Raw genomic sequence first — 14,879 nt, 5'->3', positions numbered from 1 at the left:
GGTAGAGGACCCCCCCGATCCCACATCCTCTGGATCAACGCCGGGACTCAGCTGGGACGGCGACTCGGTCTCCCTGACCGCCGCGATGCAGCCCAGCATCGAGGAGATCGTCGCGGGAGTGCTTCCCGGCCTGCCGAAGATCGCCGTGCACTGGCCGCTGATCGACTTCGAGTGCGGACCGGTCGGCGGCGCCGACACCTTCATCGAATGGTTCTTCAAGGGCGAGCGCGGGGAGATCGACCCCTTCGTCCTGGTCGTCGAGGGCTCGATCCCCAACGAGAAGATCAAGCCCGAGGGCTACTGGTGCGGGTTCGGCGACGACCCCGAGACCGGCCAGCCCATCACCACCAGCGAGTGGATCGACCGCCTCGCCCCCAAGGCCCTCGCCGTCGTCGCCATCGGCACCTGCGCCACCTACGGCGGCATCCACGCGATGGAGGGCAACCCCACCGGCGCCATGGGCGTCCCCGACTACCTGGGCTGGGACTGGAAGTCCAAGGCCGGCATCCCGATCGTGTGCGTCCCGGGCTGCCCCATCCAGCCGGACAACTTCTCCGAGACCCTCACCTACCTGCTCTACCAGGCGGCCGGCTCCGCCCCGATGATCCCGCTGGACGACAAGCTGCGCCCCACCTGGCTGTTCGGCGCCACCGTCCACGAGGGCTGCGACCGGGCCGGCTACTACGAGCAGGGCGACTTCGCCCACACCTACGACTCGCCCAAGTGCCTGGTCAAACTCGGCTGCTGGGGCCCGGTCGTCAAGTGCAACGTCCCCAAGCGCGGCTGGATGAACGGCATCGGAGGCTGCCCGAACGTCGGGGGCATCTGCATCGCCTGCACCATGCCCGGCTTCCCCGACAAGTTCATGCCGTTCATGGACCAGCCGCCCGGCGCGACCCTGTCCACCAAGGCGAGCGGCGCCTACGGAGCGGTCATCCGCAAGCTCCGGGCGGTCACCACCCACACCGTGGACAAGGAGCCCAAGTGGCGCCAGAAGGGCCGGCAGCTCACCACCGGCTACCGCCCGCCCTGGTGACGGCACCCTCCCGCCCGCTCCCCTCCGCTCCGCCGCACAGCACACCCCGCTCCCGTTCACCAGAAGGGCCACGGCAGACACGATGACACCGAAGACGAAAGCGGCCGGCGACGGCAGCGGGCTGGTCGAGATGGCCTGGGACCCGATCACCCGGATCGTGGGCAGCCTCGGCATCCACACGAAGATCGACTTCAAGCAGAAGCGGGTCGCGGAGTGCTACAGCACCTCGTCGGTCTTCCGCGGCTACAGCGTCTTCATGCGCGGCAAGGACCCCCGCGACGCGCACTTCATCACCAGCCGCATCTGCGGGATCTGCGGCGACAACCACGCCACCTGCTCGGTGTACGCGCAGAACATGGCCTACGGGGTGAAGCCGCCCCACCTCGGCGAGTGGATCATCAACCTCGGCGAGTCCGCCGAGTACATGTTCGACCACAACATCTTCCAGGAGAACCTGGTCGGGGTCGACTACTGCGAGAAGATGGTCCGCGAGACCAACCCGGGCGTCCTCGAACTCGCCGAACGCACCGAGGCCCCGCACGCCGCCGAGCACGGCTACCGCACCATCGCCGACATCATGCGCTCCCTCAACCCCATCGAGGGCGAGTTCTACCGCGAGGCCCTCCAGGTCAGCCGCTACACCCGCGAGATGTTCTGCCTGATGGAGGGCCGCCACGTGCACCCCTCCACCCTCTACCCGGGCGGCGTCGGCACCATCGCCTCCGTCCAGCTCTTCACGGACTACATGAGCCGCCTCATGCGGTACGTCGAGTTCATGAAGCGGGTCGTCCCCCTCCACGACGACCTCTTCGACTTCTTCTACGAGGCCCTGCCCGGCTACGAGGAGGTCGGCCGCCGCCGGGTCCTCCTCGGCTGCTGGGGCGCCCTCAACGACCCCGAGTACTGCGACTTCACCTACGCCAACATGACCGACTGGGGACGGAAGATGTTCGTCACCCCGGGCGTGGTCGTCGACGGCAAACTGGTCACCAACGACCTCACGCAGATCAACCTCGGCATCCGCATCCTCCTCGGCAGCTCCTACTACGACGACTGGGAGGGCCAGGAGCAGTTCGTCACCCACGACCCCCTCGGCAACCCCGTCGACCCCCGCCACCCCTGGAACCAGCACACCATCCCCGCCCCCCAGAAGCGCGCCTTCGACGACAAGTACAGCTGGGTGATGTCCCCCCGCTGGTTCGACGGCAAGGACCACCTCGCCCTCGACACCGGCGGCGGCCCCATCGCCCGCCTCTGGTCCACCGCCCTGTCCGGACTGGTCGACGTCGGCTACGTCAAGGCCACCGGACACAGCGTGGTCATCAACCTCCCCCGCACCATGACCAAGCCGGAGACCACCTTCGAGTGGCGCATCCCCCAGTGGAGCAACGCCCTCGAACGCAACCGCGCCCGCACCTACTTCCAGGCGTACGCCGCCGGCATCGCCCTGCACTGCGCCGAGAAGGGGCTCGCCGAGGTCCGCGCCGGACGCAGCCAGACCTGGGAGAAGTTCGAGGTCCCGGACGAGTCCATCGGCTGCGGCTTCACCGAGGCCGTCCGCGGCGTCCTCTCCCACCACATGGTCATCCGCGACGGGAAGATCGCCAACTACCACCCCTACCCGCCGACCCCCTGGAACGCCAGCGTCCGCGACAGCTACGGCACCCCCGGACCGTACGAGGACGCCGTCCAGAACACCCCGATCTTCGAGGAGAACCCCCCGGAGAACTTCAAGGGCATCGACATCATGCGCGCCGTCCGCAGCTTCGACCCCTGCCTGCCCTGCGGCGTCCACATGTACGTCGGCGGCGGCAGGACCGTGAAGTCCCTGCACGTCCCCACCGGCCTGAGCGGACTCGGCGGATGAGCGCCGCGACCACCGACGGCCTCCAGGCCGGCCGCCGCATCGAAGAGGTCCTCGACCGGCTCGCCGCCACCGGCGACCGGCAGACCCACGAGGCCGCCGAGGAACTGGTCCGCGTCCTCATGGAGTTCTACGGAGCCGGCCTCGCCCGCATCGTGGAACGGCTCACCGCCCTCGCACCCGGCGCCGACCCCCTCGCCGCGCTCCTGGACGACGAGCTCACCGCGAGCCTGCTGACCCTCCACGACCTCCACCCCGAGGACGTCCACACCCGCATCGCCCGCGCCCTGGACTCCCTCCCCGAAGCCGAACTCGCCGGATACGACGAGGACGACGGCACCCTGCGGCTGCGCACCGCCACCGACACGGGCTGCGGCTGCGGCAGCACCGCCGAGGACACCCTGCGCCGCATCGAGGACGTCGTGGCCGCCTTCGCCCCCGAGGTCACCTCCGTGGAACTGGCATCCGCCGCACCGGCGCCCCCGCTTCTCCTGATCACCGCCCGGGCCCCCCGCCCCGGCGCGCGTCCCGTGAGCCCCGACCGGCGGCCGTTCCGCCCCCGCATCAGGAACTGCGGCGCTTTACCCGGGCCCCGCGCCCCCCGCCTCGAGACCTGCGAACTGTTGCGGCATGGCCTTGGTCTGTGGAATGCCACCGCCACCTCTTGGCAAACGAATAAAGCCTCCCTGGTCTGCGCCTGCGCCCCCTGCGCCCTCCTCTTCGACCGCCCCGGCGCCGGCACGGGCCGCTTCCGCACCGTCCCCGACCGCTACCTGAGCGACCCCGGCCACCGCTGGGACGACGAAGCCTGGGACCTCCTCCAGATCCCCGTCGGCGTCGCCTTCTTCTTCCGCAACGCCGCCCTCGACCGGCTCGTCGCCCTCTACCCCAGCCCGGCCGGCGCCACCGAGAGCGAACTCGACCCCGCCACCTGGCAGCGCGTCCTCGACGCCGGACCGCTCGCCGCCCTCCTCCAACCCGACGTCGAGGCACTGCTGCTGCGCCGCACGCACGGCCGCACCGCCTGCTACCTCGTCCCCATCGACATCTGCTACGAACTGGTGGGCCGCATGAGACTGCTGTGGCAGGGCTTCGACGGCGGCGCCGAAGCCCGCGCCGCCCTCGACACCTTCTTCACCGAGGTCGAACGGCGCGCCGTACCCGCCGGCCGGCAGCCCGCCACGGCACCGGCCGGGGAGCCGCGGCCATGACCGACCTCACCTTCACCTGCACCGGGGTGCGCGCCGACCCCTACGCGGCCGGCCCCACCCTCCTGCTGCGGCTGCGCGTCTGCGCCCCCTCGGCCACCCGCGTCCACGCCCTCGCCCTGCGCTGCCAGCTGCGCATCGAACCGGCCCGCCGCGGCTACGGCCCCGGCGAGGCCGCCGCGCTCCAGGACCTGTTCGGCGAACGCTCCCGCTGGGGCACCACCCTCCAGCCCGTCCAGTTCGCCCAGGTCGCCGTCATGGTCCCGAGCTTCACCGGCGAGACCGAGACCGAGGTGCCCGTGCCCTGCACCTACGACATGGACATCGCCGCCACCCGCTACTTCGACGCCCTGGAGGACGGCGACGTACCGCTGCTGATGCTGTTCTCCGGCACGGCCTTCACCGGCTCCGGCGGCTTCCGCGTCGAACCCGTCCCCTGGGACCGCGAGGCCTCCTACCGGATGCCCGTCTCCGTGTGGCGGGAGATGATCGAACAGCACTTCCCCGGCTGCGGATGGCTGCGGCTGCCCCGCGACACCATGGACGAGCTCCTCGCCTTCCGCTCGCGGCACGCCCTCGCCTCCTGGGAGTCGACCGTACGCGCCCTCCTGGACGCCGCCGCGACCCCGGCGACCCCCGACGCCGGCCCACAACCCCTGCGGGCCGCCGCACTCCTGGACCGGCTGGCCGGGAGGACCGCCCCGTGACCACCACCTCCCCGCCGGACGCCCGCTTCGCGGCCGCCCGGCAACTCGCCGACGCCGTCCTCTTCGAGGGGTACGTGCTGTACCCCTACCGGGCCTCCGCCGCCAAGAACCGGATGCGCTGGCAGTTCGGCGTCCTCGTGCCGCCCGCCTGGGGCCCCGCGCACGGCGAACACTCCTTCCAGCGGACCGAGCTGGTCATGGAACCCAGGGGCGAGGCAGACCTGCACCTCGAACTCCGCTTCCTGCGGGCCTGGCGGCGCACCGTCGAACAGGCCCTCGGAGACGGCTCGTACACGGCCGTGCCCGAACTGCACCTGCCCGACCGGGTCCTCGTCCCCTGGGACGAGGGCACCGAGGAACGGGCCGAGCTGACCGTGCCCGTGGCCGAGCTCGCCGCGGGCGAGGTGACCCTGCCCCTGGTCCGCCCCGCCCGCGAGGAGACCGAACCCGTCCTCGCCGCCGACGGCCGCGAACGCGGCCGGCTGGTCCGCAGCGCCGAGCGCGTCGACGCCGAGGTCCGCCTCCGCGCCGAGGAACTCGACGTGCCCTACCGGGCACTGAAACTCACCGTCGTCGTCGAGAACACCGCCGCCTGGACCCCGGAGCCCGGCGCCGGCCGCGACAGCGCCCTGCCCCGCTCCCTCGTCGCCGCCCACCTCCTGCTGGGCCTCAGCGCCGGCTCCTTCCTCTCCATGACCGACCCGCCCGAATGGGCCCGGCCCGCCGTCCGCGGCTGCGACAACCGCCACACCTGGCCCGTCCTGGCGGGCGAGGAGGGCCGCGCCGACGTGGTCCTGTCCTCGCCGATCATCCTGGAGGACCACGCCGCGATCGCCCCCGAGAGCGCCGGGGCCATGTACGACGCCCTGAGATCGACGAGATCTCGCACCGCCGCCCTCACCGACCAGGAGAAACGCGAGGCCCGCGGCACCGACCCGCGCGCCGCGGCCGTCGTCGACCTCGCGGACTCGATGCCCCCCGAAGTACTGGAACGCCTGCACGGCGCCGTCCGCGCCCTGCGCGAGATCACCGACCCGGACCGCGCCGGGGTCCCCGAGGACGTGTTCACCCCGGACACCCCCTGGTGGGACCCGGCGCACGGCGCCGCCGCCGAACCCGCCCCGGAACGGATCACCGTCGACGGCCGCCCCGTCGGCCCCGGCAGCCGCGTCCTGCTGCGGCCGGGCCTGCGCCGCACCGACGCCCAGGACCTGTTCCTGCGGGGCCGCGCCGCACGCGTCGAAGCCGTCCTCCACGACGTCGACGGCGGAGTGCACCTCGCCGTCACCGTCGACGGGGACCCCGGCGCCGACATCCGCCGCGAACAGGGCCGCTTCCTGTACTTCCAGCCCGACGAGGTCACCCCCCTGGAGGACGAGTGAACGGCCGGCACGACCGCACCCTGGTCGCCGGCATCGGCAACGTCTTCCTCGGCGACGACGGCTTCGGCGTCGAGACGGTCCCGCGCCCCTGGCCCGCCCAGCCCGCTGCCCGACGGAGTGGAGGCGGTCGACTTCGGCGTGCGCGGCGTCCACCTCGCCTACCAGCTCCTCGACGGCTACGACACCCTCGTCCTCGTCGACGCGACCGCCCGCGGTTCCGCACCCGGCACCCTCCACCTCATCGAGGCCGACGGAACCGGCCCCATCGACCCGGAGAGCGCGGTGCTCGACGGACACGACATGTCCCCCGACACGGTCCTCGCCCTCCTCGACACCCTCTGCGCGGGCACCGGAGCCACCCCGCCCCGGCGCACCCTCGTCGTCGGCTGCGAACCCGCCACCGTCGAGGAGGGCATCGGCCTGAGCCCGCCCGTGGCCGCCGCCGTGCCCCACGCCGTACGCATGGTCCAGGAACTGCTCCCGAGGAGAACCCCGTGAAGAAGGCCGTCGCGTTCACCATGGCCGCCGTGCTCGGCGCCGCGCTCGTGACCATGCTCCCCGACCTCAAGCGCTACCTGCGCATCCGCCGGATGTGACCGCCGGCTCCCGGCCGCCCGAACGGCGTACGGGTCCCCGGTGCGTCGGCGCGCCCGCCCGCCGGGCACCCGCCCCGCCGGTCTAATGAGGCCCGGCAGGACGGAGTCCGATGCACGAGATGTCGATCGCCATGGCCGTCGTGGACCAGGTGGCGGAAGCGGCCCAGGCCGGAGCGGCGCGCTCCGTGAGCCGCGTGGAACTTGAGATCGGGGAACTGGCCGGCGTCGTCCCCGACGCACTGGCCTTCTCCTTCCAGCTCGCCTGCACCGCGACGCCCCTCGAAGGCGCCGAGCTCGTCACCCGTTCCGTGACGGCCCGCGCCCGCTGTGCGTCCTGCACGGGGGAGTGGGCGGTCGGCATGCCCCCCGAACTGCGCTGCCCCGACTGCGGGAAGGCCGACGCCGTGGAGCTCCTCACGGGGCGCGAACTGCGGATCCGCCGCGTGGTCTGGGAAGACGCCCGTGAACCGATCCCCGAGGAGGCCTGAGCCGTGTGCCGAGTGGTCGACCTGCGACAGGCGGTGCTCGCCAAGAACGACGGGGCCGCGCAGGCCCTGCGCGAGGAACTCACCGCCCGCGGAACGGCGGTGGTCAACCTGCTCTCCAGCCCGGGCAGCGGGAAGACCGCCCTGCTGGAACGCGAACTGACCCTCGCCCGGGAACGGGGCGTGCCCGTGGCCGCTCTGACCGCCGACCTGGCGACCGAGAACGACGCGGTACGGCTGGCCCGTTCGGGCGCGCCGGTCAAGCAGGTCCTCACCGACGGCCTCTGCCACCTGGAGGCCCACATGCTGGGCCGCCACCTCGACGGCTGGCTCCCCGAGGACACCCGGCTGCTCTTCGTCGAGAACGTCGGCAACCTGGTCTGCCCCGCCTCGTACGACCTCGGGGAGTCCCTGCGCGTGGTGCTCGCCTCGGTGACGGAGGGCGAGGACAAGCCGCTGAAGTACCCGAGCGCCTTCGGGCTCGCGCAGCTGGTGGTCATCACCAAGACGGACATCGCGGAGGCGGTGGAGTTCGACGAGGCGGCCTTCCGCGCCAACGTGGAGCGGGTCAACCCGGGCGTGGAGGTGATCCGCACCTCGTCCCGCTCGGCCGAGGGCCTGGGCCTCCTCCTGTCCCACGCCCTGCGCACCGCCGAAGGCACCCGCCCCCACACCCCGGTCATGTCCCACCATCCCCACGCCCACGTCCCCGGCCACGCCTCCGGCCCGGGCCACGCCCACGGCCCAGGGCACGACCTGGGCCCGGCGCACACCCACGTCCCCGGCCACACCTCCGGCCCCGGTCACGCCCACGGCCCCTCCCACGCCCACCCCGGCCCCGGACCCGGCCACGCCCCCCGGCACACCCACGGCCCCGGGCACGTCCACGGTCCCGGCGCGGGCTACGTGCACGACCCCGTGGGGTCCGGGGCGGAGCCCCGGGGAACGGAGGAAGGGCGGGTAGGGGACAGCCCCGCAGGGCCCCCGCCCCCGGCCCCCGCCGATCGGCACCCGGCCCCGGAACCCCGCTGATGGACGCCCCCGCGGAACGCCGCCGCGTCACCGTCCGCGGCGTCGTACAGGGCGTCGGCTTCCGCCCCTACGTCTACACCCGCGCCACCGGACTCGGCCTCGCCGGCCACGTCACCAACACCCCCGACGGCGTCGTCGCCGAGGTCGAGGGCGCCCCCGCCGCCGTCGCCGCGTTCTGCGAACGCCTCGCCGCCGAGGCCCCGCCACTCGCGGTCGTGGACACCGTCGACCACCACGCACTGCCCCCGGCCGGGGGAGCCGGCTTCACCATCATCCCCTCCCGCACCGGCGGCGGCCCCGCCCGCACCCTCGTCTCCCCGGACGTCGCCACCTGCGCCGACTGCCTCGCCGAACTCGCCGACCCGGCCGACCGCCGGCACCGCCACCCGTTCATCACCTGCACCCACTGCGGGCCCCGCTTCACCATCGTCACCGGGCTCCCGTACGACCGGGCCCACACCACCATGGCCCGCTTCCCGATGTGCCCCGACTGCGCCCGCGAGTACGCCGACCCCGCCGACCGCCGCTTCCACGCCCAGCCCGTGGCCTGCCCGGCCTGCGGGCCCCGGCTGCGCCTGCTCACCGGCGCGCCGCCCCGCGCGAGCGACACCGCCGACCCCGTCGCCGAGGCCCGCCGGCTCCTCGCCGAAGGGGCGGTCCTCGCCGTCAAGGGCCTGGGCGGCTACCACCTCGCCTGCGACGCCACCCGCCCCGCGGCCGTCGCCGAGCTGCGCCGCCGCAAGGACCGCGGGGACAAGCCGTTCGCCCTGATGGCCCGCTCCCTCGCCGACGTCGAACACCTCGCCGCCCTCGGCCCCGCCGAACGGGCCCTGCTCACCGGCCCCGAACGGCCCATCGTGCTGCTGCGCCGCCGCCCCGCGTCGGCCGCGGCCCTCGCCGCCGACGTCGCCCCGGGCAGCCCCGACCTGGGCGTGATGCTCCCCTACACGCCCGTGCACCACCTGCTGATGGGCCTGCCCGGAGACCCGCCCGGGCCGCGGCTGCTCGTGATGACCAGCGGCAACCTCTCCGGCGAGCCCATCGTCACCGACGACGCCGAGGCCCTGGAGCGCCTGGCCCGCCTCGCCGACGCCTGGCTCACCCACGACCGTCCCATCCACGTGCCCTGCGACGACTCCGTGGTGCGCGTCTGCGACGGCGAACCGCTGACCGTACGCCGCTCCCGCGGCCACGCCCCGCTACCGGTCGCGCTGCCGCTGCCGGTGCCGCCCACCCTCGCCGCCGGGGGCGACCTGAAGAACGCCTTCTGCCTCGGCGAGGGCCGCAGGGCCTGGCTGTCCGCGCACATCGGCGACATGGACGACCTGGCCACCCAGACCGCCTTCGAACGCGCCGAGCGGCAGCTGGAGTCCATCACCGGCGTGGCACCCGTCCTGTTCGCCGCCGACCGCCACCCCGGCTACCGCTCCACGGCCCGGGCGGCCCGCCAGGCAGGTCCCCGCCCCCTGGTCCGGGTCCAGCACCACCACGCCCACGTCGCCTCCGCCATGGCCGAACACGGGCTGGACGGCACCCGGCGCGTCATCGGGATCGCCTTCGACGGCACCGGCTACGGCGACGACGGCGCGGTCTGGGGCGGCGAGGTGCTGCTCGCCGACTACACCCGCGCCACCCGCTTCGCGCACCTCGCGTACGTCCCGCTCCCCGGCGGCGACGCCGCCGTGCGGCGCCCCTACCGGATGGCCGTGGCCCACCTGTGGGCCGCCGGCCTCGCCCGGACCCCGGACCTGCCCGCGGTGGCGGCCTGCCCGCCCGCCGAACTGCCCGTCCTGGAACGCCAGCTGGAGCGCGGCCTGAACTGCGCGCCCACCTCCAGCATGGGGCGCCTCTTCGACGCCGTCTCCTCCCTGGCCGGCGTCTGCCACCTCGCCGGGTACGAGGCGCAGGCTGCCGTCGAGCTGGAGGCGGGCCGCCCTCGCCGCCCCCGCCGGGGACCCGCACCCCGGCTACCGCTTCGTCCTGCTCCCCCCGTCGCCCGGTACCCGGGGCCCGTACACCGCGGACCCGGCGCCCGTCACGCCGCCGTCGTCGCCGACGTACGGGCGGTTACCTGCGCCGGGGACGGTCGCGGCCCGCTTCCACGCCGCGGTCGCCGCCCTCGTCGCGGACGCCTGCCTCGCCGCCCGCACGGCGCACGGCCTCGACACCGTCGCCCTGACCGGCGGGGTCATGGCCAACACCCTGCTCTCCGGAGCCTGTTCACGGCTGCTGCGGGAGCACGGCTTCACCGTACTGCGCCAGCACCGGGTCCCCCCGAACGACGGGGGACTGGCCCTCGGCCAGCTCATGGTGGCGGCGGCCACGGCAGGCCGCGCCACGGACCAACCACAGCAAGGAGGGGCCCATGTGCCTGGCGGTACCCGGCAGAGTGATTGACATCGGGGAGCGGGACGGCACCCGCATGGCCACCGTCGACTTCGGCGGCGTCGTCAAGGACGTGTGCCTGGAATACCTGCCGGACCTGAGGGTCGGCGAGTACGCCATCGTCCACGTCGGCTTCGCCCTCCAGCGCCTGGACGAGGAGTCCGCGCTCAAGACCCTGGAGCTCTTCGCCGAACTCGGCATGCTCCAGGAGGAGTTCGGCGACCCCTGGGAGCAGGCCGCACAGTTCGGCGGCGCCCCGGAACCGGGCACCCCCCACCCCGAAGACGTCCCGCGGGAGGCGGCGCAGCAGTGAAGTACATCGACGAGTTCCAGGACCCCGGCCTCGCCCGCCGGCTGCTCGACGACATCCACGCCACCGTCACCCGCCCCTGGGCGCTGATGGAGGTCTGCGGCGGCCAGACCCACACCATCATCCGGCACGGCATCGACCAGCTCCTCCCCGACCAGGTCGAGCTGATCCACGGGCCCGGCTGCCCGGTGTGCGTGACCCCGCTCGAAGTCATCGACAAGGCCCTGGAGATCGCCTCCCGCCCGGGCGTGATCTTCTGCTCCTTCGGCGACATGCTCCGCGTGCCCGGGACCGGCCGCGACCTCTTCCAGGTGCGCGGCGAGGGCGGCGACGTCCGCGTCGTCTACTCCCCGCTCGACGCCCTGGACATCGCCCGCCGCAACCCGGACCGCCAGGTGGTCTTCTTCGGCATCGGCTTCGAGACCACCGCCCCGCCCAACGCCATGACGGTGTACCAGGCGAAGAAGCACGGCATCACCAACTTCAGCCTGCTCGTCTCCCACGTCCGGGTCCCCCCGGCCATCGAGGCGATCATGAACTCGCCGAGCTGCCGGGTCCAGGCCTTCCTCGCCGCCGGGCACGTGTGCAGCGTCATGGGCACCGCCGAGTACCCCGAACTGGCCGCCCGCCACCGCGTCCCCATCGTGGTCACCGGGTTCGAGCCGCTCGACATCCTGGAGGGCGTACGCCGCGCCGTACGGCAGCTGGAGCGCGGCGAGCACACCGTCGACAACGCCTACGCGCGCGCCGTCCGCCCCGAGGGCAACCCGGCCGCCCTCGCCATGCTGGAGGACGTCTTCGAGGTCACCGACCGGGCCTGGCGCGGCATCGGCACCATCCCCGCCAGCGGCTGGCGGCTGTCGCCCCGCTACCGGGACTTCGACGCCGAGCACCGCTTCTCGGTGACCGGGATCGACACCCGCGAGCCGGCCGCCTGCCGCAGCGGCGAGGTCCTCCAGGGCCTGATCAAGCCGCACGAGTGCGAGGCCTTCGGCAAGGCCTGCACCCCGCGCACCCCGCTCGGCGCCACCATGGTCTCCAGCGAGGGCGCGTGCGCCGCGTACTACCTCTACCGGCGCCTGGAGATCCCGACCGCCAAGACGGCACCGCTGGAGGCGACCCCCGTTGTCTGACACCGCACTGGACGTCTCGGGCTGGACCTGCCCGGCCCCCCTGCGCGACCACCCCCGCGTGGTGATGGGCCACGGCGGCGGCGGCGCGCTCTCCGCCGAACTCGTCCGGCACGTCTTCGCCCCGGCCTTCGGCGGCGAGGTCCTCGCCCAGCTCGGCGACTCCGCGACCCTGACCCTCGGCGGGGCCCGGCTGGCCTTCTCCACCGACTCGTACGTGGTGCGCCCGCTGTTCTTCCCCGGCGGCAGCATCGGCGACCTCGCCGTCAACGGCACCGTCAACGACCTCGCGATGAGCGGAGCGGTGGCCGCCTACCTGTCCTGCGGGTTCATCCTGGAGGAGGGCGTCGAGACCGCCACGGTCGCCCGGGTCGCCGAAGCCCTCGGCGCGGCCGCCCGAGCGGCGGGCGTGGAAGTCGCCACGGGGGACACCAAGGTCGTCGAAGTGGGCCACGGCGACGGCGTGTACGTCAACACCTCCGGCATCGGCCTCGTCCCCGACGGCGTGGACCTGCGCCCGCAGCGGGTCGTACCCGGCGACGTGGTCATCGTCAGCGGCGACATCGGGCTGCACGGGGTGGCCATCATGAGCGTCCGCGAGGGCCTCGGCTTCGAGGCGGACATCGTCAGCGACTGCGCGGCCCTGGGCGGCCTCGTGCAGTCGATGCTCGCCGTCACCCCCGACCTGCACGTACTGCGCGACCCCACCCGCGGGGGGCTCGCCGCCGCCCTCAACGAGATCGCGGCCGCCTCCGGCACCGGGGTGGTCGTCCAGGAGGGCAGGGTGCCGGTCCCCGAGGCCGTGCGCAACGCCTGCGCGATCCTCGGCCTCGACCCCTTCTACGTGGCCAACGAGGGCAAGCTCGTCGCGTTCGTCCCCCGCGAGCACGCCGACGCCGTCCTCGACGCCATGCGGGCCCACCCGCTGGGCAGGCGGGCTGCGGTGATCGGCGAGGCCGTCGAGGACCACCCCGGCATGGTCGTCGCCCGCACCGGCCTCGGCGGCACGCGCGTGGTCGACCTGCCGATCGGGGAGCAGCTCCCGAGGATCTGCTGACGCCGGCCCGCCCCGCGGCCCCGGGGCGGGTGCGCCGGGGCCGGGGCGGCTCAGGGCAGCTCGGGGATGAACGGCAGGTAGTCCTCCGGGCCGCCCCACGGCACCACCGCGTAGCTCGCCTCGGGCAGCTCGTTCCACACGCCGGGGAGGTCTCCGAGCGGCTCGGAGACCACCAGCCGCGTGTCGTCCGACACCTCGCGCAGGTAGGGCAGCTCCGGGTACAGCTGGCGCACCGTCTCGGCCCGGCTGCTGTAGTACAGCGACCGCGACCTGCCCTGGCTGGAGTAGCGGAAGGCCCACACCCGCTCGCCCTCGCTGACCGCCACCGTCATCTGGAGCGGGTCCGGGACGCCGTGCTCCTTGCCGAGCCGCTCCACCAGGCCCGCCATCCGGGCGACCGCCCCGGGCGGGTCCTGGTCGAGGCCGAAGGTCACGGCCAGGTAGAACATCACCTCGGAGTCCGTCGAACCCTCGATGCAGGGGAACAGCGCCGGGTCCACGGCCATGCACAGGTCCCGCTGGAGGCGGTGGAAGTCGGTGATCGAACCGTTGTGCATCCACAGCCAGCGGCCGTGCCGGAAGGGATGGCAGTTGGTCTGCTGGATCGCCGAACCCGTGGAGGCCCGGACGTGCGCGAAGAACAGCGGCGACCGCACGTGCGAGGCCAGCTCCCGCAGGTTCCGGTTGTTCCAGGCCGGGCCGATGTCACGGAACACCGCGGGGGTGCCGTCACCGTCGTTGCTGTACCAGCCGATGCCGAATCCGTCACCGTTGGTGGACTCCACGCCCATCCGCGCGTGCAGGCTCTGGTCGATCAGCGAGTGTTCCGGCTGGTACAGGACGGCGTCGAGGAGCATCGGCGAGCCGGAGTAGGCGAGCCATCGACACATGTGCACCATCCCTCTCGTGCGCCACTCCGTCCGAGCCTAACAACCCACGCCGCCGCCCCGCCTGCCGTCGCGCCGGGCGGGTGGCATCGCCTGGGCCGGAGTGCGCCCGGCCGACGGCGGCCGCGGTGGCGTCGGGACCCCCTCGCCCTGGCCTGGACCCTGAGGGCGCCGGGCTCGGCCCGGCCTCCAGGGCGCTCGCCCGCCCGCTCCCCGCCACCGCCGTACGCGGCCCCGGCGGGGCCCGCGCGGGCTTCCGGCCCGCACTCGGGGCTGCTGTGGGCATGGCCGCGCTGCCGGTCGCCGTGGCGCTCCAGCCGGGGGACGGGCACGGGCGCGCCGGGCCCTAGAGCCGCTCCTCCATCCGGATCGCCGACTCCAGGTCCTCGTGGGCCCTGCCGTCCTTGCCCTGCTGCTCCTCCAGCAGCGCCGCGGCGATGGCGTCGAGCTTGCGCTGGATGGCGTGCTCGGCGCGCCGCTCGGAGTTCTTCAGCAGGGCCAGCGTGAGCAGGGACACCGCGCCGATCGAGTCGCCCGCCAGGTGCTGCCACTCCATGGGCAGACCCAGCACGTGAACGACGATCAAGCAGCCCACCAGGGCCACGCACAGGGCGGAGAAGACGGCGGAGCTGGTGAAGTTGGAGGCGAGCTCGGCCAGCCGCTCGAAGCGTCCGGCCCGCCCCTCCTCGCTCTTCTTCGCGGGATGACGGAAGACCATGGCGGACGCCTGCCCGCCAGGGCCCGCCGCACACCTCCCGTCCGCCGCCTACCGGCCGCCGTCCGAGTCGTCCGGCCAGCCG

At 73.6% G+C, this 14,879-nt stretch carries 10 protein-coding genes and 4 pseudogenes; 12 read left to right on the top strand and 2 right to left on the bottom strand.

Features of this window, described 5'->3' with window-relative positions; all coding sequences use genetic code 11:
- Window positions 1–24: 24 nt before the first annotated feature.
- From SSNG_RS01800 to hypE, 12 genes and pseudogenes are all read left to right on the top strand, one after another.
- A pseudogene (locus SSNG_RS01800) lies at window positions 25–1,036 on the top strand (hydrogenase expression protein HypE).
- Between the two features lie 82 nt (window positions 1,037–1,118).
- Window positions 1,119–2,903 carry a nickel-dependent hydrogenase large subunit gene (locus SSNG_RS01795; protein ID WP_007262074.1) on the top strand — a complete coding sequence of 595 codons (1,785 nt, stop codon included), beginning with the start codon at window positions 1,119–1,121 and terminating at the stop codon, window positions 2,901–2,903.
- A gap of 640 nt (window positions 2,904–3,543) precedes the next feature.
- Window positions 3,544–4,111: pseudogene (locus SSNG_RS01790) on the top strand (DUF5947 family protein).
- Window positions 4,108–4,815 (top strand): DUF6084 family protein, encoded by a 708-nt coding sequence (locus SSNG_RS01785; RefSeq protein ID WP_007262071.1) that lies wholly within the window; start codon window positions 4,108–4,110, stop codon window positions 4,813–4,815. The pseudogene SSNG_RS01790 and the gene SSNG_RS01785 overlap by 4 nt, the downstream one beginning before the upstream one ends.
- Window positions 4,812–6,197 (top strand): hypothetical protein, encoded by a 1,386-nt coding sequence (locus SSNG_RS01780; RefSeq protein ID WP_007262070.1) that lies wholly within the window; start codon window positions 4,812–4,814, stop codon window positions 6,195–6,197. Before SSNG_RS01785 ends, SSNG_RS01780 begins: the two co-directional genes overlap by 4 nt.
- 117 nt (window positions 6,198–6,314) lie before the next feature.
- A complete protein-coding gene (locus SSNG_RS01775) occupies window positions 6,315–6,695 on the top strand; it encodes a hydrogenase maturation protease (protein ID WP_241694969.1) in 381 nt (126 codons plus the stop codon).
- Window positions 6,696–6,903: 208 nt separating this feature from the next.
- A complete protein-coding gene (locus tag SSNG_RS01770) occupies window positions 6,904–7,281 on the top strand; it encodes a hydrogenase maturation nickel metallochaperone HypA (RefSeq protein ID WP_007262068.1) in 378 nt (125 codons plus the stop codon).
- A gap of 3 nt (window positions 7,282–7,284) precedes the next feature.
- Window positions 7,285–7,965: pseudogene (gene hypB / locus SSNG_RS01765) on the top strand (hydrogenase nickel incorporation protein HypB); the annotation flags it as partial.
- Between the two features lie 344 nt (window positions 7,966–8,309).
- Window positions 8,310–10,707: pseudogene (gene hypF, locus SSNG_RS01760) on the top strand (carbamoyltransferase HypF).
- Window positions 10,676–11,008 (top strand): HypC/HybG/HupF family hydrogenase formation chaperone, encoded by a 333-nt coding sequence (locus SSNG_RS01755; RefSeq protein WP_007262065.1) that lies wholly within the window; start codon window positions 10,676–10,678, stop codon window positions 11,006–11,008. Before hypF ends, SSNG_RS01755 begins: the two are co-directional and overlap by 32 nt.
- A complete protein-coding gene (gene hypD / locus SSNG_RS01750) occupies window positions 11,005–12,138 on the top strand; it encodes a hydrogenase formation protein HypD (protein WP_007262064.1) in 1,134 nt (377 codons plus the stop codon). The genes SSNG_RS01755 and hypD overlap by 4 nt, the downstream gene beginning before the upstream one ends.
- A complete protein-coding gene (gene hypE / locus SSNG_RS01745) occupies window positions 12,131–13,192 on the top strand; it encodes a hydrogenase expression/formation protein HypE (RefSeq protein WP_007262063.1) in 1,062 nt (353 codons plus the stop codon). Before hypD ends, hypE begins: the two co-directional genes overlap by 8 nt.
- Window positions 13,193–13,242: 50 nt before the next feature.
- Here hypE and SSNG_RS01740 read toward each other — a convergent pair whose 3' ends face one another.
- Together SSNG_RS01740 and SSNG_RS01735 are read right to left on the bottom strand one after the other, a co-directional pair.
- Complete coding sequence (locus SSNG_RS01740) at window positions 13,243–14,082, bottom strand: class II glutamine amidotransferase (RefSeq protein ID WP_042802746.1); 840 nt, start codon at window positions 14,080–14,082, stop codon at window positions 13,243–13,245.
- A 343-nt stretch (window positions 14,083–14,425) separates the two neighbouring features.
- A complete protein-coding gene (locus SSNG_RS01735) occupies window positions 14,426–14,797 on the bottom strand; it encodes a hypothetical protein (RefSeq protein ID WP_007262060.1) in 372 nt (123 codons plus the stop codon).
- Window positions 14,798–14,879 lie beyond the last annotated feature (82 nt).

This window comes from Streptomyces sp. C (assembly GCF_000158895.1).
Taxonomy (GTDB): Bacteria; Actinomycetota; Actinomycetes; order Streptomycetales; family Streptomycetaceae; genus Streptomyces; species Streptomyces racemochromogenes.
This window is presented reverse-complemented; position numbering and strand designations above follow the sequence as displayed.

What these genes read in the sequence shown, in the direction of transcription:
- SSNG_RS01755 (WP_007262065.1), top strand. Translation starts at nt 10,676, where the DNA reads ATGTGCCTGGCGGTACCCGGCAGAGTGATTGACATCGGGGAGCGGGAC.
- SSNG_RS01770 (WP_007262068.1), top strand. Translation starts at nt 6,904, where the DNA reads ATGCACGAGATGTCGATCGCCATGGCCGTCGTGGACCAGGTGGCGGAA.
- SSNG_RS01735 (WP_007262060.1), bottom strand. Translation starts at nt 14,797, where the DNA reads ATGGTCTTCCGTCATCCCGCGAAGAAGAGCGAGGAGGGGCGGGCCGGA.
- SSNG_RS01795 (WP_007262074.1), top strand. Translation starts at nt 1,119, where the DNA reads ATGACACCGAAGACGAAAGCGGCCGGCGACGGCAGCGGGCTGGTCGAG.
- SSNG_RS01785 (WP_007262071.1), top strand. Translation starts at nt 4,108, where the DNA reads ATGACCGACCTCACCTTCACCTGCACCGGGGTGCGCGCCGACCCCTAC.
- SSNG_RS01740 (WP_042802746.1), bottom strand. Translation starts at nt 14,082, where the DNA reads ATGTGTCGATGGCTCGCCTACTCCGGCTCGCCGATGCTCCTCGACGCC.